Annotated in this window: 15 protein-coding genes; 9 read left to right on the top strand and 6 right to left on the bottom strand. The window is 69.1% G+C overall.

Annotated elements, in window-relative coordinates; translation table 11 throughout:
* Together CXY81_RS02120 and hrpA are read right to left on the bottom strand one after the other, a co-directional pair.
* On the bottom strand, positions 1 to 224 hold a 224-nt coding region (locus CXY81_RS02120; protein WP_146067587.1), incomplete at its 3' end, for a hypothetical protein.
* Between the two features lie 224 nt (positions 225 to 448).
* A complete protein-coding gene (gene hrpA, locus CXY81_RS02125; RefSeq protein ID WP_104193822.1) occupies positions 449 to 4345 on the bottom strand; it encodes an ATP-dependent RNA helicase HrpA in 3897 nt (1298 codons plus the stop codon).
* 121 nt (positions 4346 to 4466) lie between these two features.
* On the opposite strand from hrpA, the gene CXY81_RS02130 reads away from it, so the two are divergent.
* The 6 genes from CXY81_RS02130 (at position 4467) to CXY81_RS02155 (ending at position 10779) form a co-directional block, all read left to right on the top strand.
* Positions 4467 to 5222 carry a metalloregulator ArsR/SmtB family transcription factor gene (locus tag CXY81_RS02130; protein ID WP_104193823.1) on the top strand — a complete coding sequence of 252 codons (756 nt, stop codon included), beginning with the start codon at positions 4467 to 4469 and terminating at the stop codon, positions 5220 to 5222.
* Between the two features lie 136 nt (positions 5223 to 5358).
* On the top strand, positions 5359 to 6042 hold the full coding sequence (gene pnuC, locus CXY81_RS02135) for a nicotinamide riboside transporter PnuC (protein WP_104171524.1): 684 nt from the start codon (positions 5359 to 5361) through the stop codon (positions 6040 to 6042).
* 81 nt (positions 6043 to 6123) lie between these two features.
* The gene (locus CXY81_RS02140) at positions 6124 to 8127 is read left to right on the top strand and encodes a thioredoxin domain-containing protein (protein ID WP_104171523.1); all 2004 of its coding nucleotides are present in this window, start codon (positions 6124 to 6126) and stop codon (positions 8125 to 8127) included.
* Between the two features lie 52 nt (positions 8128 to 8179).
* On the top strand, positions 8180 to 8554 hold the full coding sequence (locus tag CXY81_RS02145) for a DUF488 domain-containing protein (protein WP_104193824.1): 375 nt from the start codon (positions 8180 to 8182) through the stop codon (positions 8552 to 8554).
* A gap of 143 nt (positions 8555 to 8697) precedes the next feature.
* Complete coding sequence (locus tag CXY81_RS17350; protein ID WP_369828328.1) at positions 8698 to 8904, top strand: DUF1761 domain-containing protein; 207 nt, start codon at positions 8698 to 8700, stop codon at positions 8902 to 8904.
* Between the two features lie 144 nt (positions 8905 to 9048).
* Complete coding sequence (locus CXY81_RS02155) at positions 9049 to 10779, top strand: stealth family protein (protein ID WP_104193825.1); 1731 nt, start codon at positions 9049 to 9051, stop codon at positions 10777 to 10779.
* On the opposite strand, the gene CXY81_RS02160 is transcribed toward CXY81_RS02155, so the two are convergent.
* A complete protein-coding gene (locus CXY81_RS02160; RefSeq protein ID WP_199182916.1) occupies positions 10709 to 11647 on the bottom strand; it encodes a phosphodiesterase in 939 nt (312 codons plus the stop codon). The two genes, CXY81_RS02155 and CXY81_RS02160, sit on opposite strands and share 71 nt — an antisense overlap.
* Before the next feature lie 283 nt (positions 11648 to 11930).
* On the opposite strand from CXY81_RS02160, the gene CXY81_RS02165 reads away from it, so the two are divergent.
* From CXY81_RS02165 to CXY81_RS16800, 3 genes are read left to right on the top strand one after another with little or no spacing between them, the layout of a single operon-like run.
* Entirely contained in the window at positions 11931 to 12782 is an 852-nt protein-coding gene (locus tag CXY81_RS02165; RefSeq protein WP_104171520.1) for a phosphatase PAP2 family protein, read from the top strand.
* A 55-nt stretch (positions 12783 to 12837) separates the two neighbouring features.
* A complete protein-coding gene (locus CXY81_RS02170) occupies positions 12838 to 14091 on the top strand; it encodes a type III polyketide synthase (protein ID WP_233193928.1) in 1254 nt (417 codons plus the stop codon).
* A gap of 20 nt (positions 14092 to 14111) precedes the next feature.
* Positions 14112 to 16355: an FAD-dependent monooxygenase gene (locus CXY81_RS16800; protein WP_233193929.1), complete on the top strand. Its 2244-nt coding sequence runs from the start codon at positions 14112 to 14114 to the stop codon at positions 16353 to 16355.
* Positions 16356 to 16914: 559 nt separating this feature from the next.
* Here the strand turns inward: CXY81_RS16800 and CXY81_RS02190 are convergent.
* The 3 genes from CXY81_RS02190 to CXY81_RS02200 form a co-directional block, all read right to left on the bottom strand.
* Positions 16915 to 18966, bottom strand: coding sequence for a glycogen debranching N-terminal domain-containing protein (locus CXY81_RS02190; RefSeq protein ID WP_104193826.1), 2052 nt, complete (start codon positions 18964 to 18966; stop codon positions 16915 to 16917).
* Between the two features lie 111 nt (positions 18967 to 19077).
* Positions 19078 to 19986, bottom strand: a complete 909-nt coding sequence (locus tag CXY81_RS02195) for a carbohydrate ABC transporter permease (protein WP_104193827.1) — start codon at positions 19984 to 19986, stop codon at positions 19078 to 19080.
* On the bottom strand, positions 19983 to 21077 hold the full coding sequence (locus CXY81_RS02200; RefSeq protein ID WP_104193828.1) for a carbohydrate ABC transporter permease: 1095 nt from the start codon (positions 21075 to 21077) through the stop codon (positions 19983 to 19985). Before CXY81_RS02200 ends, CXY81_RS02195 begins: the two co-directional genes overlap by 4 nt.
* Between the last annotated feature and the right edge of the window lie 4 nt (positions 21078 to 21081).

Consider the following 21081-nt stretch of genomic DNA (forward strand, 5'->3'; position numbering starts at 1 on the left):
ACCTCCGCCGCGGCCGCCACCCGCAGCGCGTCGACCCGCCGGCCGAGGACCTCGACCGCCGTGGTCACCTGCAGGAGGCCGTCGTCGTCGAGACCGCGCACCGCCGAGCACCGCAGGGATTCCCCGAGCCCCGCCGCGAGAGCATGCAGCTCCGCGACCGCCCGAGCCGCCGCGGACAGGCCGTGCGCGGCATCCGCTTCGGGGTGTTCCAGGAGGTTGGTCACAAATCCGAGTTTACCTCATTGTGAACAAATAAACCATGCTAGCCTAGAAAAAGCTAAAGATTTATCGTAGTTATATACGCCTTCTAATGGAGCCCCGCCCGGAGCCCAGCCCGGACCCGTATCGATGAGGGATCGTTTGGAGGACCACCCCAACGCTGACTTCGGGCAGGTGGGCTACCGATGATCCAGCGCAGCGGTGCCGGATACCGAGAACGACGGAGACCTCAGCCGGTCAGGGCCTTGTGGATCCGCTGGAGGGACACGGGCTCCGCGGCCTTCAGTTCCTGGGCGAAGAGGCTGATCCGAAGTTCCTCGATCAGCCAGCGCGCACGCACCAGGTTGGCGGCCGCGTTTGCCTGCAGGGGGATCGTGCCGCCGGCATCCTCGAACCGGCCCGTGGCTGCCTGGCTCTCGTTCATCCAGACCCGGTCGCGGCTCGGATTGTCGCTGAGCTTCACGATGCGCGCGGTGATGCCGCCGAGGTATCGCGGCAAGTGCCGCAGCTGCACGAGTCCCGTGGCGCTCACGAAACCGGGGTAGACGAGCCCGGCCAGCTGCGCGCGGGCATCCGTCAGGGCCGGGAGCAGGGCCATGCTGGTGGACGCCTTGAGCGCCTTGTCGGCGGCGCGCGCGGCGGCGAGGATGCGGGCGACGAGGCCCACCGTATCGAACATGGAATCCATCACGACGCCGGACACCCGGTCGCGGATGGTGTCGAACTCGGCGTGCATGAACACCTGGCCGCCGGGCTTCACCCGGAACAGCACGTCGTCGACGCTCGCCGCGAGGCAGTCGTCGAACAGCGCCTGGGTGGTGCGATACGGGCTGGTGGCCAGGCTGAGCTTCTCTGCCCCGGTGAGGTGCTGCTGCACGTAGGCCACCGGGGAGGGCGTGGCGAGCAGCAGCAGGCGACGCACGCCATCGGGCAGGGTGCGGGCCTGCTCGGCCTCCGTGCTCATCATGCGGATCGCCACCGACGCACCCTCGTCGACGAGGGTCGGGTAGCCGCGGATGGTGTTGTCACCCTGCCTGGTGTCGAGGAACCGGGGCAGCTCCGGGAAATCCCAGGTGGTGAGTCCGGTGCGCTCGATCGCATTGGTGGGGGTGGCAGCGGATGCCGCGGCCACGCTCTCGCGGGCCTGGGTGCCGAGCCGGCGCTGCAGTTCCAGCAGGTCCTTGCCGGAGGCGCTCGGGCGACCGCGTTCGTCCACGACACGGAACGTCATGTGAAGGTGGGCCGGAACCCGGACCAGCTCGAAGTCGTTCGCCTTCACGGACACGTAGGTGAGCTTCTGGATCAGGGCGGCGAGCGTCTCGGTGAAGGGGACATCGTCGCGGTCGAACAAGGACCCGCGGGTGGCTTCGCCCAGGCCCGACACCCCGACCGAGACGTCGCCCGGCGCCGGCGGCAACTCGTTCAGCAGTCGCTTGGCCCAGTCTCCCGCCGGCACCACGTTGCGACGGATGCTCTTGGGCAGCGACTTGATCAGTGCGGTCACCAGGTCGGCGCGGAGGCCCGGTACCTGCCAGTCGAAGCCGGTGGGAGAGAGCCTCGCGAGCAGGGCCAGCGGGATCTGCACGGTCACGCCGTCGTCGTCCGCGCCGGGCTCGAACCGGTAGCTGAGCGCGAACTTCTGGTCGCCCTGGCGCCAGATCGGCGGGAACACGGCCTCGTCGATCTCCGGCGCGTCCTCGGGCACCAGTGCCTCGGCGGTCATCGTGAGCAGATCGGGCGTCTGGGTGCGCGCCTGGCGCCACCAGGTTTCGAACGTGCGCGATGAGCATACGTCGGCGGGAATGCGTTTCTGGTAGAACTCGAACACGACCTCGTCGTCGAACAGGATGTCACGGCGCCGCGTGCGCTCCTCGAGTTCGGCGAGTTCCTTGCGCAGACTCGTGTTCGCCCGGTCGAAGGCCGTGACGCGCTGGTCGATTCGGTCAAGGTCCCATTCACCCTCGACGAGCGCGTGCCGGATGAATAGGTCGCGAGCGTACGCCGGGTCGACCCGGGAAAACTGGATCCGGCGGCGCGGCACGATCGGCACCCCGTACAGGGTGACCCGCTCGTAGGCGACGACCGCGCCCTGCTTCTTCTCCCAGTGCGGCTCGGAGTAGCTGCGCTTGCAGAGGTCGCCGGCGAGCGGCTCGGCCCACGCGGGGTCGACGACCGCGTTCATCCGGGCGAACAGGCGGCTGGTCTCGACCAGTTCCGCGCTCATCACGGCGTTCGGCTGCTTCTTCGCGAGCGCCGAGCCCGGGAAGATCACGAAACGCTGCTGGCGCGCGCCGATGTAGTCCTTCTTGGCGGTGTCCTTGAGACCGATGTGGGAAAGCAGACCGGCGAGGAGCGAGCGGTGGATCCCATCGGGATTCACGCTGGGATCCCCGATGTGGAGACCGAGCGGCTTGGCCATCTGGCGCAACTGCTTGTACACGTCCTGCCATTCGCGCACGCGCAGATAGTTGAGGAACTCGTTCTTGCAGAGGCGTCGGAAGGCGCTGGAACCGAGCTCCTTCTGCTGCGTCTCGAGGTAGTTCCAGAGGTTCAGCAGGCTCAGGAAGTCGCTCGTCGGGTCGGTGAACCGGGCGTGCTGCTGGTCGGCCTGCGCGCGGCGCTCGAGGGGCCGTTCGCGCGGGTCCTGGATGGTGAGCCCGGAGACGATCACCATCACCTCGCGGCTCACCGCCTGCGTCTTCGACTCGATCACCATTCGCCCGAACCGAGGATCGATGGGCAGCTGCGCCAGCTGCCGGCCGATGCGGGTCAGTGTGGAGATGCCGGGCTTGGAGATGCCGGATTTGTGGCCGGCGGTGAGCGCAGCCACCGCGCCGAGCTCGGCGAGCAGGTCGAGGCCGTCCTTGATGCCGCGCGAGTCGGGCGGGGTGAGGAACGGGAATGCGGCGATGTCGCCGAGGCCCAGCGAGATCATCTGCAGGATGACCGCGGCGAGGTTCGTGCGCAGCACCTCCGGCTCGGTGTACTCGGGCCGGCGCGCGAAGTCCTCCTCCGAATAGAGGCGGATGGCGATACCGTCGCTGGTGCGGCCGCTTCGGCCCGAGCGCTGGTTCGCGGAGGCCTGCGAGATGGCCTCGATCGGCAGCCGCTGCACCTTCGAGCGCACGCTGTACCGGCTGATCCGGGCGGTCCCGGCGTCGATGACGTAGCGGATGCCCGGCACGGTCAGGCTGGTCTCCGCCACGTTCGTCGCCAGCACGATGCGGCGTCGCACGCCGGCGACCTTCGACGGCTGGAACACCTTGTGCTGGTCGGCGGAGGAGAGCCGCCCGTACAGCGGCAGGATCTCGGTGGGGCTGGTGCGCCCCGAGGAGGCGTACTTGCCCTGCAGGGCGTCCGCGGCGTCCCGAATCTCGGTCTCACCGCTGAGGAAGACCAGAACGTCGCCGCTGGACTCCCGTTCGAGCTCATCGAGCGCGGCGGAGATTCCCTCGATGTAGTCCCTGTCCACCGTGGGCGCGGCATCCGTCGTGTCGTCGTCGTCGCCGTCCATCACCTCGACGACCAGCGGCCGGTAGCGGATCTCCACCGGGTAGGTGCGCCCGGAGACCTCGATGATCGGGGCCGGCGTGCCGTCGGGCGTGGCGAAATGCTCGGCGAAGCTCTGCGGGTCGATCGTCGCGGAGGTGATGATGAGCTTGAGGTCGGGGCGCTGCGGCAGCAGCTGACGCAGGTAGCCGAGCAGGAAGTCGATGTTGAGGCTGCGCTCGTGCGCCTCGTCGATGATGATCGTGTCGTACTTCCGCAGCAGACGATCGCGGTGCATCTCGTTGAGCAGGATGCCGTCGGTCATCAGCTTGATGCGGGTGTCCGGGCCGACCTGGTCGGTGAACCGCACCTGGTAGCCGACCGTCTGGCCGACTTCCTGACCGAGTTCCTCGGCGATGCGTTCAGCGATCGTGCGCGCGGCGAGACGGCGGGGTTGCGTGTGGCCGATGTTCTCCCGGCCCAGCTCGAGGCAGATCTTCGGCAGCTGCGTGGTCTTGCCGGAACCCGTCGCGCCGGCGACGATGACCACCTGGTTGTCACGGATGGCGCGCGCGATGTCCTCCCGGCGCTGGCTGACCGGAAGCTCGGGCGGGAAGGTGACTTCGACGGGGATCATGAGCTTTCCATCGTATGACCTCGCGGTGAACGACGGATGCTGCCCGGGTTCGCCTGGTGATCGGCCCGACGGCTGTGGTTGTATCGGCGCGTTTTTAACCGCACGATGTTAGCATCAAAGAATGATCAACGACGAAGGGTCGGGGGACCGGCACGCCGCCCTGGCCTCCGACGCGCGCCGCCAGGTGCTCGACCTCCTGATGGGATCGGCTACCCCGCTCGACGCCGCCGCGGTCGCGGCGCGCATCGGGCTGCACGTGACGACCGCCCGGTTCCATCTCGATCAGCTCGAGAACGCCGACCTGATCCGGCGCGCCGTCGGGCGCGCGGGAACGCGTGGCCGCCCGCGAATTCTCTTCACCGCTGGACCCGCCGCCCGGGAAGGCGGCGCCCAGCACGATCTGAGCCGGGTGCTGGCCACCGCGCTCGCCGAGGACGCCGACAGCGGGCGGGCCCGGGCGATCCGCGCCGGTGAGACCTGGGCCGAGAGCTACGCCGACGAGCTGCGGGGGAGCGCCGCGGAGGGCATCGCGCCGCTGCTGAGTATCCTCGACCGGCTCGGCTTCGATCCGGAGCTGGTTTCGGCGGTGGAGCCGGCTTCGGCTGCGGAAGCCGAGTCCGCGGCGGGCGACGGGGCCTCCGACGGCGTCGCCGTCGTTGCCGCCCCGCTGATCACCCTGCTGGCCTGCCCGTTCCGCGCCGATGCGCGGGACGCCCCCGACGTCATCTGCTCGGTGCACCTGGGCCTCGTGCGCGGGATCGCCCGCGAGCTGGGCCACGACCCGGACCAGGTCGGGCTGCGCCCGTTCGTGGGCCCCGAGCTGTGCCATTTGCACCTCGGAAGCGAGTGGGTCGAGCCGAGCCCGACGGCCGGGTGAGCGCGCAGCCCGACGACGTGAACTGACGCGCTCCGCCTCGCGCGGTCTCGCTCCGCCCTGCCGCCACCGGGAATAACGGCCCGGGAGGAGGGTTAGGTTGGGGAGGGCGGGAACCGCCCGGCGAGGAAGATGACGGATGAACCCGATCGAGTGGCTTTTCGACGCACAGCTGCAGATCGGAACCCAGACCATTCTCTGGCGCGAGATCATCGGCAACGCCTTCGGCATCCTGAGCGCCGTCGGCGGGATGCGCCGTAAGGTGTGGGCCTGGCCGATCGGAATCGCGGGCAACGTGCTGCTGTTCACGGTTTTCCTCGGCGCCGTGTTCGGCACGCCCAACCCGGTCAATCTGCTCGGCCAGGCCGGGCGGCAGATCATGTTCATCGTCGTCTCGATCTTCGGCTGGGTCCAGTGGTCCACTTATCGCCGGGGGAGCGCGCAGGCTGCCGTGGCCCCGCACTGGGCCGGTGCTCGCGCGCGCATCCTGCTCGGATTCGGGCTCGTCGCGGGCACTCTGGTGCTCACGCCGGTCTTCCGTGCGCTCGGCTCGTTCGAGCCCGTCTGGGCCGATGCCTGGATCTTCACCGGCTCGTTGCTGGCCACGTACGGCATGGCGAAGGGCTGGACCGAGTTCTGGCTGATCTGGGTGGCGGTCGACATCGTCGGGGTGCCGTTGCTGCTCAGCGCCGGCTACTACGCCTCGGCCATCCTCTACATCTTCTACGGCGCGTTCACCCTCGCCGGCTTCTTCGTCTGGATGCGCGTGCAGCGCCGCGCCCGCAGGGCCCTCGCGGTCGACCTGGTGGCCGCCCGGCTCTGACCGGCCCTGACCTGCTCCGCTCAGGTTCGTTGAAGAAATACGCAGGGAGCGTCGGGCCGGGGACAGCGGCACAATGGAGGCATGTCCAACCACCTCGCCGACGCAATCAGCCCCTATCTGCGCTCGCACGCCGACAATCCCGTTGCCTGGTACGGCTGGGGTTCGGAGGCCTTCGTGGAGGCTCGGCTGCGCGATCTGCCCGTGCTCGTCTCGATCGGCTACTCGACCTGCCACTGGTGCCACGTCATGGCCCGGGAGAGCTTTAGCGACCCGGAGCTCGCCGATTACCTGAACCGGCACTTCGTGAGCATCAAGGTCGACCGGGAGGAGCATCCCGAGGTCGACGCCAGCTACCTCGCCGCGGCCAGCGCCTTCGTGGGCGGGCTCGGCTGGCCGCTCAACGTGTTCGTCACCCCCGACGGGCAGGCCTTCTACGCCGGCACCTACTTTCCGCCGTTGCCGTTGCCGGGGCATCCGTCGTTCCGGCAGGTGCTTGAAGCGGTGACGGATGCCTGGACGAACCGCCGCGCCGAGGTCACCGCAAGCGCGTCCCTCGTCGCCGAAGCGCTCGCGGCCGCCGCCGTGCAGCGGGGTGCCGGCGGAGCGCTGCCCGGCCCCGCCGCGCTCGACCGGGTCCAGGCCGAACTCGTGGGCCTGGAAGACCCCCGCTTCGGCGGATTCGGCGGCGCGCCCAAGTTTCCCGTAGCGCCGGTTCTGGGGTTTCTGCTCGGCCGGCCGGGTGCCGTGGGACAGGTTCCGGAAGCGCAGGCCCTCGCCCTGCGCACCCTGAAGCACATGGGTGCCTCGCCCCTGCGAGACCCGGTGGAGGGCGGTTTCTTCCGCTACGCCGTGAACCGGGACTGGAGCGACCCGCACTACGAGCGGATGCTCTACGACAACGCGCAGCTGCTCGACCTCTACACCCAGGCCTGGCAGCTCACCGGCGAGAAATGGGCGCAGACGGTCGCGGAGGGTGTCGCCGGGTTCCTCACGACCGTGCTGCGCCTGCCCGGCGGCGGGTTCGCCAGCGCCCAGGACTCCGAGAGCACCGTTGCCGGTCGCCGCGTCGAGGGCGTCTACTACACCCTGGACGAGGACGCCCGGCGGCAGGAGGAGCCGCCCGCGCTCGATGAAAAGGTGCTCACCGGCTGGAACGGCCTTGCCATCAGAGCCCTGGCCCGCGCCGGGTTCGCCCTCGCCGATCCCGACCTCACGACGGCGGCCGCGAGGGCCGCCGACCACCTGCTCACGCGTCACCTGCGCCGGGACGGCAGCCTCGTGCGGGCCTCCATCGCGGGGCGCACGTCTGCCGCTCAGGCCACCCTGGAGGACTTCGGGATGTGTGCACAGGGTCTCCTCGAGCTTGCTCTGGCCACGGGCGAGGTGCGCTATGCCACGGCCGCGCGCCGGCTCATCGACGGCACGCTGGGGGGAACGGATGCCAAAACGGTACCGTCCGCCGCCGACATCCCTGGCTCCGGCACTCCCGGTACCAGTGCCCCCACCGACGCCGCCGGCACTGCCGGCACTGTCGCCGGCGGGATGCCGTTTCGCGCTCCCGACGGGCCCGACCCGGTGCTTGCCGCGCAGGGACTCGCCCTGGACGTCGACCCGTCGGAGGGGGCCTACCCGTCCGGGATCACGGCGACCGCAGAGGCGGCGAACCTGCTCTACCTGCTGACCGCCGACGACCGCTACCGCGCGGCCGCCGTTGCCGCGATGGCGGCCCTCGCCGAGCGCGCACTCGAACGCCCGCTCGCCTTCGGGGCGGCCCTGCGACTGTCCGGCATTCTGACCGGCCCCGTGGAACAACTCGTGGTGGTCGGTGCGGACGTGGTCGGGCCGGGGGCAGGGCCGGACGCGGCCGCCCCCGAGCAACCCGCCGCACTGCTCGACGCGGTGCGCCGACGCGGGAGCGGGCTCGTCGCATCCGTCACCGAGGTTCAGGCGCAGGCCTTCGCCGACGCCGGCTTCGAACTGTTCCGCGGCCGGGTCGCACACCAGGGTCTGCCGACGGCCTACCTCTGCCGTGACTTCGTCTGCCGCCTGCCCGTCACCGATCCCGCCGACCTGCCGATGGCCTGACCCGGACGGAGGCTGGTCGGCCCAGTGGCCGCACCGGGAACAGAATGGACAGATGGGCATACAGATCAAGCGGGTCTACGACGAACTTTCCGCGAGCGACGGGACCCGGGTGCTGGTCGACCGTCTGTGGCCGCGCGGAGTCTCGAAGGAGGAAGCCCGGCTCGACGCCTGGCTCAAGCAGATCGCGCCCAGCCCGGAGCTGCGCCGGTGGTGGAACCACGACCGGGCCCTTCTGGATGAGTTCGCGGTGCGCTACCGGGCCGAACTCGACACCGCACCCGAGACGACGGCGGCCGTGCAGGAACTCCGCACGCTCATCGCCCGGGACGAGGAGAAGCAGACGACAACCACGCTGCTCTACGGCGCTCGGGACCCGATGGTGAACCACGCCAGGATCCTGGCCGAGTATGTGATTGACAGGGCCTGACCCGTTCGCCTGACCCGATACCTGAGCGGAAATCGCGCCGGCCGTCGGGCCTCCGAAGTAACTTCAAGCCGGTAACCTCAAGCCGGTAACCTCACGCCAGCCGACCCCATCGGTCGGCGCCGACGACCGAACGGACTCCGGCGATGGTTCCCGAAATCAACATCTGGGCCGTACTCCTGGCCACCGCGTCCAGCATGGTCGTCGGCGCGATCGGGTACTCGCGCCAGGCGTTCGGTACCTCCTGGATGAGCCGTCGGCCACGACGAGGAAAGCATGCGCACGGGCTCGACCGCGATCACCGGGCGGTCCCGTCACCGCGGCGAGCGGGGGACGCAGAAGACGTAGAATAAGAGCGGCGCCACCGCGTTCCGCCGGCTGCTCCGCTCCGGTTTCTGGACCGGTCGTTACTGTCCGGCATCAACGGACGCACTCTCCCCGGCACTGCGTGTGGTTGCCTCGTGAATGAGTGTTCCCAATTCTTCTCGAGGAGGACCATGGCCACGTTCGATCGCCCGGAAACCGAGCGTCGCTCCTCGAACGAACCGGCAGACAACCTGCCCGTGCTGACGCTGAGCCAGGAACCCGAGCTCGTGCTGCTCTCACCCGACCCGCGCACCCGCCGTTTCGACCGTGATGACGTGGTAGTGCGCAAGGGCGAGATCAACCTGATCAACGGCCACTTCACCCCCCACGAGTCGATGGTCAAGGACCTCCTCGCGGTCCGCGACGCGCTCGAACGGGCCGGCATCGACTTCCTGCTCGTGCGCGGCGACGGGGACCGCCCGGTGATCGCGGTCGACCGCAAACGCCGCAAGAACCTCACCCGCATCCTTGCGGAGGCTTTCGCGAACGAGCCCTTCTACGCCAAGCCCCTCGACGGGAATCTGACCCCGGCCCTGTTACTGGCGGACGGCGCCCTGACGACGCTGCGCAAGTCATCCGTCTTCCGGGTCTACCGCCCGCGCATCGAGCCGATCGGCCGCCTGCGCTACGGCGCCGAGACAGCCTTTCAGTTCGAGCTCTGGCACTTCGGCGATGATGAGATCGTCGCGCCCGTCGAGAACTCGCTGATGCGGGCACGTCTGCCGCGTGCGGAGGCCCGCGAGACCACAATCGATCTCTTCGGGCGCAGCTGGCGCACCCTGCAACACATGTTCGACGACCTGGCCAGCGACGTCAGTTTCGACATCGACATGGTCTTCTCCTGGGTCGACGGCTCGTCCAGTGATTTTCAGCGAGAACGGGCCAAGCGCATGCAGGCCTATGTCGTCGGCGACGGCGACGATTCGGATGCCCGTTTCCGCCAGATCGATGAGCTCAAGTACGCCCTCCGCAGCGTCTACATGTTCGCGCCCTGGGTGCGCCGCATCTTCATCGCCACGGATTCGCCGGCTCCGGTGTGGCTGGCGGAGCACCCGCGCGTCACCATCATGCGCAGCGAGGATTTCTTCCCTGACCTGAGTGTTCTGCCCACGCACAACTCGCACGCCGTTGAGAGCCAGCTGCACCGCATCCCCGGACTGGCCGAGCATTTCCTCTATTCCAACGACGACATGTTCTTCGGCCGCCCTGTCGGACCGGAACTGTTCTTCTCTCCGGGCGGCGTGACCAAGTTCATCGAGGCATCCACCCGGATCGGCCTCGGCGAGAACAACACCAGCCGCAGCGGCTTCGAGAACGGCGCCCGGGTCAACCGCGCCCTGCTGCGCGATCGGTTCGGCAAGGTCACCACGCGGCACCTCGAGCACACTGCGGCTCCGCTCCGCAGGAGTGTGATGCAGGAACTCGAAGCGGAGTTCCCCGGCGATTTCGCCCGCACCGCGGCCAGCCAGTTCCGCTCAGCGACTGATATCTCGGTCACGAACTCGCTGTACCACTACTACGCGCTGATGACCGGGCGGGCGGTCGAGCAGACCCAGGCGCGCTCGCTGTACATCGAAACCACGCTGAAGCTGGCACTGCGTCAGATGAACGCCCTGCGCAAGCGCCGCGACCAGGACATGTTCTGCCTGAACGACGGCAGCAACCCGGAGATCTCCGACGAGGTTCGCCGCGCGGCCGTGACCGACTTCCTCGAACGTTACTTCCCGATAGTCGCCCCGTGGGAACGCGAGAACCAGCTCGTTCCCGGCCAGGCCGGGCACACGCCGCCGTCTAGTGCAGAACCGGGATCGGTGTGGTCATCGGGGGTTCGCGGAACGTTGGCAGAGTACCCGCGGGCATGATCCGGATGTTGTCGCCGGCGAGCCGTCGCGCACTTTCCGTCGCGTCGACGTAGTCCAGCGCCGGGTAGTCACCCAGCGGAACGACCGAGTGCAGCACCGTGTCAGCGAACACATGCACGAGGTTGAAGGTGCGTGCCCCGTCGCGGCCGCGCGTGCCGCCGACCGGAACATTCAGGTCCTGGGTGTAGCAGGTGGCCGATGCCACCGACACTGGAACGCCCGCGAACGTCGCGGTCGAGGAGTAGTGCAGGTGCCCGGCGAGGATGCTGCGCACATCCGAGCCGCGCAACACCTGTGCAAGACGGGCCTGGCCGCGCAACTCGACCGACACGGCCAGGTCGAGCACGCTCGGCACGGGCGGGTGGTGCATGGCCAGAATGGTGCCGTCCGGCGCCGGAACGCTCAGCTGGCCGGCCAGCCAGCGCAGTTGGTCGTCGGTCACGGCGCCGTGGTGGTGGCCGGGAACGGAGGTGTCGAGCGTGATCAGGCGCAGGCCGCCGATGTAGTCGACGTGGTCGATCGGCTCGGTGGTCGCCGGCTCGTTCAGCAGCGTGCTGCGGAACGCCGCCCGATCGTCGTGGTTGCCCATCACCCAGAAGACGCGGGCACCGAGCCGCGCCGCGGCCGGCTCGACGATCCGTTGAGCGGCCCGGTAGGCATCCGGTTCGCCCTTGTCGGCCAGGTCGCCCGTGATGATGATGGCGTCGGGTCGGCCGGAGGAGGCTTCGACCTCCGCGAACAGCTGCGCGAGATGGGCGGTGCTGTCGACCTGGTCGTACAGGCGCCCGCCGTTCGCAAGCAGGTGGGTGTCGCTGAGGTGGAGTAGAAAATGATCCGGCTTGGGGTATTCGGCCGTTCGAATGTTCACGGAGCATCCATTCGTTGGGGCTAAGAGCTCTTCGAAGAGTTGGCTGACTCTACTCTGATTATTTGAGCAGCATGAGCTGAACCTTAGGTGAATGCCAGGCGAACACAGTGAAGAGCCCGGGTGTTTCGCCTCCGGGCCCGTCGTCACCGCGAGATCAGGACGTGGTCTCCTTCGTACCCTCTCGAGCCTGCAACGGCTGCTCGGCCGAGGTGGCTCACCGAGGGATGGGTCAGGCCCGAGGTCCGAACGGAGTCAACCGCGCCGCCGCGTGCGAAGCTAGAGCGTGCGCACCTCTTCGTCGATCAGCCCCGTTCGCTACCTGGTGGGGGCGTTCGTCGCAATCATCCTGTTCGCCGGGCTCTACCTCTACTTCGTGCGCACCCTCTCCGGCCAGACCATGGACCAGCTCGCCTTCGACGGCGCGGAGTTCGGACGCCGCAGCGTCACCCCGCTCGCGCAGGAGTTGCTGGATGCCGTTCCGCTGGTCTCCGTCATCGCCGGACTGCTGCTCACCGGGGTCGTGACCGTCGTTCGGCGCAACGGCAGGACCCTGATCGTGGCCTGTGGGGTAGCGCTGGCCGCCGTGTTGAGCACTCAGCTGCTGAAGATCATGCTCCTGACCCGGCCGGACCTCGGGGTGGAGGGCTACGACGGCAACTCGTTCCCCTCGGGACATACAACGGTGGCGGCGGCATCCGCTCTCGCCGTCTTCCTGGTCGCGAGTCCACGTGCCCGCGGCCTCGCCGCCCTCGGCGGTTCCGGCTTCGCCATCCTGGCCGGGGTCGCCACGCTGGCGAACGGCTGGCATCGGCCCAGCGATGTCATCGCGGCTCTGCTCGTCGTGGCGGTCTGGGGTTGCGTGGCCGGTCTGGTGCTGACCCGCGGCCCGTGGTCGATGGGCGGTGCACCGCGCGGCGGGACGAACGCCCGCCCGCCCAGAGTCGACCGCCTGCAGCTGCGCATCCTGATCCCGTTCGCCGCGGTCGCGGTCGCCGCGTTCCTGGTCACGTACTTCCGTGCGTTCGGCGATACCCCGGGAACCCTCATCGCGTACATCGGCGGCGTCACCGCGATCGTTGCCGCGGGGCTCGGGATCGGGCTCACGGGCATCCGTCTGTTCGCCCCGCTGCCCTGATCTGACGGCATTTACGGGGGTGTGCCGGGCCGTGCCCACGTGTAACACTGGGGCTATGCCCGTCACTCTTAGAGCGCTCCAGACCGTGGTCCCCCCGACAGTACTGATCCAGGATCAGGTGCGCGACATCTTCGCCGCCCAGCCGGGACTCAGCCGCCTGGCCCAGCGCCTGGTGACCGCGTCGTTCAACCTGTCCGGGATCGACACCCGGCACACCGTCATTGACGAGCTCACCCTCGACGGGGCGTCGTCCGATCCCCAGTTCTTCGACGCCGCCACGCAGGAGCTGCTCAAGCCGAGCACCCGGGTGCGCAACGAGCTCTACATTGTGGAGGCGACGAAGCTGTTCGTCGAGGCCGGGCGGCGGGCCCTCGAGGCGTGCCCCGGCATCGAGGCCTCGGACATCACGCATGTGGTTACCGTGTCGTGCACCGGGTTCTACGCTCCGGGACCCGACTACATGCTCGTGCGCGAGCTGGGCCTGAACCCCGCGACCCAGCGCTACCACCTCGGCTTCATGGGCTGCTACGCGTCGATGCCCGCCCTGCGCACGGCGAAGCAGTTCGTCGACGCCGACCCGAACGCCGTCGTGCTCGTCGTCAGCGCCGAGCTGTGTTCGCTGCACCTGCGCGCCTCGGACGACCCGGACACGATCGTCGCCTCCTCGCTGTTCTCGGATGGAGCTGCGGCTGGGATCGTCAGCTCCCGCGCCCCCGCGGCGGGCGAGAAGGCCCTCAACCTCGACCTGTTCGAGACCGTGATCACGCCTATCGGCGAGGGGGACATGGCCTGGAAGATCGGCGACGAAGGGTTCGAGATGATCCTCAGCACCTACGTGCCGCACATCATCGACCAGCACATCGAGGGGGCGCTGGCACCCCTCTTCGCGCGGGACGTCGCGCTCAGCGCAGTGTTGGCGCCGGCGCTTGTGCCTTCCAGGGTGCCGTCGCTCCTGCCTGCCGGGGTGCCGGAGGGTGTCTCGGCCGGGTCGGTCGCAACCCTGGTCGCACCGGTTGACGTCGCGCCGGTCACCACACCGGCCACCGCGATCGCGCACTGGGCGATCCACCCGGGCGGGCGCAGCATCCTGGACAAGACCGAGGCGAAGCTCGGGCTGAGCGAGGCGCAGCTCGTGCCCTCGCGGGAGACTCTCCGCACCTACGGCAACATGAGCAGCGCGACGATCCTGTTCGTGCTCAAGGCCATCCTCGACTCCCCGGCCACGGATGACGGCGAGCGGGTCTGCGCGATGGCGTTCGGCCCGGGGCTCACGGTCGAATCCGGGCTGATGACCGTCACCGCCGGGTAGCGGAAGTGGGCATCCCGTCGATGCATTTCCCTTCGGCGCGCCGATCGTCGCGGAGTCGTCCCTTCCTGGGCGTCTCGTCGCTGCGCGTTCCGTCGCTGCGCCGGCGCGCGAGTGACGCCGTCGAGCTCATGGACGACCCCGACTGCGACCCCGACAAACTCGCCAGCACCTACGCGAACTTCCGGTTTGTGAACGCCGTGGTGTCGGGGTGGCGCGGGATGTACCGCCGCGATATCCGGCCATTGCTGTCGAGCACTCGGGAGAGCACCCTGCTCGATGTCGGCTGCGGCGGCGGCGACGTGGCGCGGGCGCTGGCCCGCTGGGCCGCCCGGGACGGCCTGCGCCTGCGCATCACGGCCGTTGACCCGGATGCCCGCGCGCACGCCTACGCGACGAGCCTGCCCCCACTGCCCGGACTGACGTTTCGGCGGGCGCTCAGTTCCGATCTCGTCGCAGAAAGGTGCCGGTTCGACATCGTCGTCTCCAACCATGTGCTGCACCACCTCACCGGCGAACAGCTCGGCGGACTGCTCGCCGACTCGGAACGGCTCGCCGCGCACCGGGTGCTGCACGCCGACATCGAACGCAGCCGGTTCGCGTACCTCGGCTTCGGGCTCGGCACCTGGCCGCTCTTTCGCCGGTCGTTCATCCGCGACGACGGGCTCACCTCCATTCGCCGCAGTTTTACGGCGGCCGAGCTGCGCGAGGTGGTGCCGCCCGGGTGGCAGGTGACGCGGGAACATCCGTCGCGCCTTGTGCTGCGCCGGGTGGTGCCGGCCGGACCGGCGTCTGCCGGGCTCGCGTCGGCTGTGTCGGCGTCTGTGTCGGCTGGGTCGGCGTTGGCTGGGTCGGTTCTTGCTGACACGGTGCCTGCTGGGTCGGTTCTTGCTGACACGGTGCCTGCTGGGTCGGTTCTTGCTGAGTCGGTGCCTGCGAGCGTGTCCTTTCCGGTCAGGAGTGACCGGCGCAACGGGCACTCTCGACCGGAAAGGGAACCTGAACGCGTGCACGTGCACGAGCGGGGGCAGGCGAACGCCAGCGGGGCACGGGTTCGGGACGTGATCGTGGTCGGCGGGGGACCGGTGGGCATCCTGCTCGCCGGACTGCTGGCGGTGCGCGGTGTCGACGTGGAGGTGATCGAGCAGCGAGGCAAGCCGTCGCTGCGATCCCGGGCCATCGGCATCCACCCGCCGTCGTTGCGGGCACTGGAGCAGCTGGGTGTGGCGGAGGAGGTGCTCGCCCGGGCGGTGCGCATCCGCGGCGGTGTGGTGCGCTCGGACGGGCGCACGCTGGGCCGGCTGGCGTTCACCGAAACCGTCGACCGGATGCAGAGCGTGATCTCTCTGCCGCAGTTCGAGACCGAGGCCGTGCTGCGCGCGCGCTTCGCCGAACTCGCGCCCGGCCGGCTGCGCGGCGGCGTAACGGTGACCGGGGTGTCCGAGCGCGGTGATCGGGTCGCGGTCGAGACGGCTAAGACAGTCGAGACGGCGAAGCCAGGCGGGACGCACGGGACGGTCGAGGGGATCGGGACGAGCGGGACGGGCGAGGGGGGCGTGCCTGCCGGCGAGACTCTCGAGGCTCGCTACGTGGTCGCCGCCGACGGCGCCCGCAGTCTCGTGCGCGACCTACTCGGCATCCGCTGCACCGCGCGCACCGGCGGCGAGACGTATCTGATGAGCGACTACCCCGACACGGGGGAGCATCCCGGGGAGGCCGTGCTCTTCTTCGAGCGGGGTGGTGTGGTCGAGTCGTTCCCGTTGCCGGGAGGCCGACGCCGCTGGGTGGCCATGACCCCGACCCTGCAGACCGATGCGACGTCCGACGACCTGGCTGCGCTCATCCGTGCCCGCACCGGCACGCAGCTGCCTCCGACGACCGCGGCGGCCAGCGCCTTCTCGGTGCAGCAGCGCCTCGCCACGAGACTTGTAGCGGGACGGGTCGTGCTCATCGGCGACGCGGCGCACCAGATCAGCCCGATCGGCGGGCAGGGCATGAACCTCGGGTGGCTCGACGCGCTGCAACTGGCCCCGGCGCTGGAGCGGGCGCTGCGGGATCCGGAGGCCGCTTCAGGCGTGCTCGGGGATTACGACCGCCGCCGCCGGCGCAGCGCTCGGATGGCCGCCCGGCAGGCCGACTTCAACATGGCGATGGGCGGACCCGTGCAGGGGCTTCGCCTGCGCGCGCGGAACGGCCTCGTGCGCGCCCTCGCGGCGCCGCCCGCCAGCGCCGTGCTCGCCCGCGCCTTCACCATGCGCTGGCTGTAGCTCGCCGCCGCCGCCGGCGCGCCCGCTCGACTCGATCGGCCCGGTGCGCTGGGGCTAACTCAGGAGAAACGTGCGGATGGTGTGGCCGACTCGCAGAACTCCGCGCAAACATGCGAAAATCTGCGGGGGCGCGGCCGCCGCTCGCCGGAATCTCCTGAGTTGGCCACGACGTGTGCGCGGCTGATGCTGCTGCTGCTGCCCGATTCGGGGTGCAGGTCGGTCCGTGCGCACAACTCCTCCAATTCGGCGGAGCTGCGGCACGGATGCCCGGGCCGCCTGGGCGGTTCCGGGCACGCACCGGAATTGGTGAGTTATGCACCGGGGCGACGGATGACCCGGGCCGGCCGGGTGATGCGGGCTGGGCGGGGCTGGCCCGGTCGGGCAGGTCGTTGGGGCTAACTCAGGAGAAACGAGCGCACGGTGCGGCTGGCCCGCAGAATCATGCGGAACTTCGCGGGGCTGGGACCGCTGCTCGTGGAATCTCCTGAGTTAGCCACGGAATGGACGGCTCAGCTGGGTGTGCACGGCGAGCCGGGCCGGCCGACGGGCCGGGCCGCGGCTAGCCGACGCGGGCCGGCGCCGGCGGGGTCCGGAGGCCGCGCACTGCAACGTCGCCGACGACCGCGGGGATGATCGGGGTGGAGGTGACCTGACCGGTGACCGGATCGGGTTCCAGGCCGAGCACGGTGCCCAGCACGGAAACCGCCGCCGCCGCCGACCAGGCCTGCGGGCGGCAGGCGGCCGGGTAGGGAACCGCGGCGGCAACCAGGGAGGACGCGTCGCCCGAGTGCAGTTCCGGCATGCGGTAGTCGAATGATTCGGCCGCCGCAAGCAGCCCCTCGATCAGGATGCCGGCCTCGGCACCGAAACCGGCGCGCCCCAGGCCGGCGATCGCGATCGCGGTGTCGTGGGTCCACACCGAACCGCCGTGGTAGCTCAGCGGCCAGTAGCCGACGGAGTCCGTCGACATCGTGCGGAGACCGTAGCCGGAGTTCAACTCCGGGGACACGAGCCGGGCGGCCACGAGGGCGGACTCCTCCGCGGAGAGCAGCCCGGTTCCGAGCAGGTGGCCGATGTTGCTGGTCACGGTGTCGACCGGGCGCTTGAAAGCGTCGAGGGCGACGGCCGGGTAGCGGCCGGCGGGCGCGTCGATCCAGAACGAGTCCCGGAACCGGGTCTGGAGCGCGGCCGCCCGGGCGCGCCAGGCGTCGCCGCCGGCCCTGCCGAAGGCGTCGAGCAGTTCGGCGCCGCCGATATAGGCCTCGTAGGCGTAGGCCTGCACCTCGCAGAGGGCAATCGGTCCATCGGCGAGGCTGCCGTCGCGCCACTGGATCGAGTCGCCGGAGTCCTTCCAGCCCTGGTTCGCGAGGCCGTGGCCGGTGATGTCGACGTATTCGAGGAACCCGTCGCCGTCGCTGTCGCCGAAGTCGCGCATCCAGCCGAGGGCCGCTTCGAGGGCAGGCAGCAGAGCCTCGACCTCTTCGGTGGCCAAACCCCAGCGGTAGGCGTCGCGCAGCAGGCAGATCCAGAGCGGGGTGGCGTCGACGGTGCCGTAGTACAGCGGCGGCAGCGACAGGCTCTCGCCGGGCATCGAGTACACATCGGGGCGCAGTTCGTGCATGATCTTGCCGGGCTGCTCCGCGGTCTCGGTGTCGCTCTTGGTGCCCTGCAGCTGCGCGAGCAGGCGCAGCGTGGAGCCCGCGATCTCGGTGCCGAGCGGCAGCAGGAAGCGCGCCGCCCACAGGGAATCCCGGCCGAACAGGGTGAAGAACCAGGGGGCGCCGGCGGCCAGGAACGGCTCGGCCGAACTCGTCGTGGTGGCCATCCGCAGACCGGTCAGGTCGTCGAGCGCACGTGCCACCCAGCGTCCGAGGCGCGCATCGCCGGAGCGCACCGACACCCCGGACCACTCCGGCAGCCCCGATGCGGCCTGCACCACGGTGGCCGCGTGCGCGATCTCGACGGTCCACTCCACGGTGACGCTGCTTTTCGCGGGCACGGTGACCGACCAGGTGCCGGTGACCTCGGTGTCAGCCTCGGCGGTCGAGCCGGCCAGCACCCCGTCGTCGCTCACCCCGACCAGCGCCGCCACGGTGTCGGTCGACAGACGGATGCCCCCGCTCGCCTCCGTCACAACGACATCCGGTGCCGCGGGCAGGTCCACGCCCCCGAAAGCGTCGCGCTCGGCGGCCCCCGCGAGGCCGGCCTTCACGGTCTGCATATCGGCGAAATCGGGCGTCAGGCGCACGGACACGGTCGTGTCGACAGCCTGCTCGAGTCCCGAGATGATCTCGATCCGTTCGGTCAGGCGCCCCGCGGTGACCGTGCGGGTGACTTCGAGCCGCAGCCGGGGGTCGGCGGTGCGGTCGTCGAGGTGGCGGAGCAGCGACGTGAAGGTGACCTCTCCCGCGCCGCGCTGGGCGTGTCCGATCGCTTCGCCGGTCCGGCCGCCGATCAGCAGGGACCAGCCGGAGAGGATCCGGGTGTCCGCGTGATACAAGCCGTGGATGGGTTTGTCGGTCTGGCCGTCGGACCGCGACCACGCCTGGGTCGGGGCCGCCAGAACGATGGCGGAGTCATGGAGCAGAGGCTGGACGGGGTGAGAGAACATGAGCGAGGTACGACTCCAGAGGGGGTTGTGGTGCGGATCTGCAGAAGGAACAGAAGGAACAGAGGGAACAGAAGTAGAGAAGGAACGGAAGGAAGAGGGTGGAGAGAAGGACTACTCCTTCACCGCCCCATCGGTGGTGTTCATGATGCGTTTCTGGAAGATGAAGAACATCACCGCGACCGGGATGGTCATGATCGCCGCCGCGGCCAGCTTGAGTGGGTATTGCGTGCCCTGGCTGAGCTGCCCGGAGGCCAGTGACGCCACGCCCTTGGTCAGCGTCGTCAGCTCGGGGGACTGCGTGGCCACGATGAAGTGGGACAGCTCGTTCCAGGACCCTTGGAACGACAGGATGATGATGGTCACCAGTGCCGGCCGGGCCATCGGAAGAACGATCGACCAGAAAACCCGGAAGGTGCCGGCACCGTCGATGCGGGCCTGCTCCTCCACACTCGCCGGAATCGACTCGAAGAAGTTCTTCATGATGAAGACGCCCGCGGCATCCGTGAGCAGCGGCACGATCATTGCAACGTAGGTGTCGTAGATGCCGAGCTGGTTGATCACCAGGAACTTCGGGATCAGGAGCACGACCCCGGGCACGCTCATCACGGCGATGAGCAGCGCGAAGATCACGGTGCGGCCCCGGAAGTGCAACCGCGCGAGGGCGTAACCGGCCAGGGAATTGAAGAAGACGCGGCCGAGGGTGACGAAGACGGTGACGATGGCGGAGTTCTGGAACCAGACCGGGAAGTCCGAGTTGAGGAACAACCTCTCGTACGCGGCCGTGGACCAGGTCTGCGGCAGCAGCGACATGGGATTGCTGGCGGCATCGCCATCCGTTTTGAAGGAGGTGGCGACCTGAATCAGAAACGGGGCGATGTAGATCATCGCGAGCACGATCAGGATCGCGTAAAGCAGCGATCGGCCGGCGATCGCGCGGGTCGGCAACTGTTCCCGGCCCAGGGCGCGCAGGCGTCGGGAGGGAGAGACGGTGCGCTCGCGGGTTCTCACCGTGGTGCTCATTTCGAACCTCCGGATGTCGGGGTCTGCAGATACGGACGCATCCGCCGGGCGGAGACCTGGCGTTCGGCCAGCAGAGCGCGCTGGAACAGGGTGAAGGCCACGATGATCACGAACAGGATGAAAGCGATCGCGGCGCCCTGGCCCCAGGCCTGATTGGTGAAGGCGGCCTGATAGGAGAGATAGGCCGGAGTGAGCGTGGTCTTGCCTGGTCCACCCTGCGTGCCGGTATAGATCTGGTCGAAGACCTGCCAGGCACCGATCAGGCCGAGGGTGAGTACGGTGAAGAGGGTCGGTCGCAGCTGGGGCAGGGTGACCCGCCAGAACCGCTGCCAGCCGTTGGCGCCGTCCATCATGGCGGCCTCGACGACGTCGCCGCTGAGGTTCTGCAACGCGGCGATGAACAGCAACATGAACGTGCCGCTGGTGGTGAACACGGCCATCAAGATGAAGGCGCTCATGGCCACGGATGGCCCGGCGAGCCACTCCCAGAAAGAGATTCCGAGGAACGTGTTGCCGGTGAGCGCGGCCGGGCCGGTCTCGACGCCGAACGCTCCGAGGATGTTGTGCAGCACGCCGCTGGGGTCGTTGAACCAGTTCGGTCCGTTGACGCCGATGAACGCCAGCAGTTTGTTGACGGCGCCGCTGGCGCTGAACAGGAACAGCCAGAGCACCGTGATGGCCACCGAGCTGGTCACCGACGGGAAGTAGAACGCGGTGCGGAAGAAGCCGCGGCCGCGCAGGATCTGCCGGTTGACCAGCACGGCCAGCAGCAGCGACAGCATGGTCTGGGTCGGCACGACCAGGAGGACGTACCAGGCGTTGTTACGCAGCGCCGTGCCGAAGTCCTGTTCGGCCAGGCCGCCGCCGCCGACCAGGGCGGAGTAGTTGTCGAGGCCCACGAACGACACTGTGCCGCTGAAGGGGCTGCCGCGGCCGTTCCAGTCGGAGAAGCTGACCCAGAGGGCCATCAGCACCGGGATGACCAGGAACAAGCCGAGCAGGATGATCATCGGGGCGGTGAAGAGCCACCCCGAGGCGGTCTCGCCGCCCCGGATATTCGAGCGGCGAGCCGTGCGTGCAGGCGTCGACATGGTG

Source organism: Cryobacterium sp. M25 (assembly GCF_002929635.1).
Classification (GTDB): domain Bacteria; phylum Actinomycetota; class Actinomycetes; order Actinomycetales; family Microbacteriaceae; genus Cryobacterium; species Cryobacterium sandaracinum.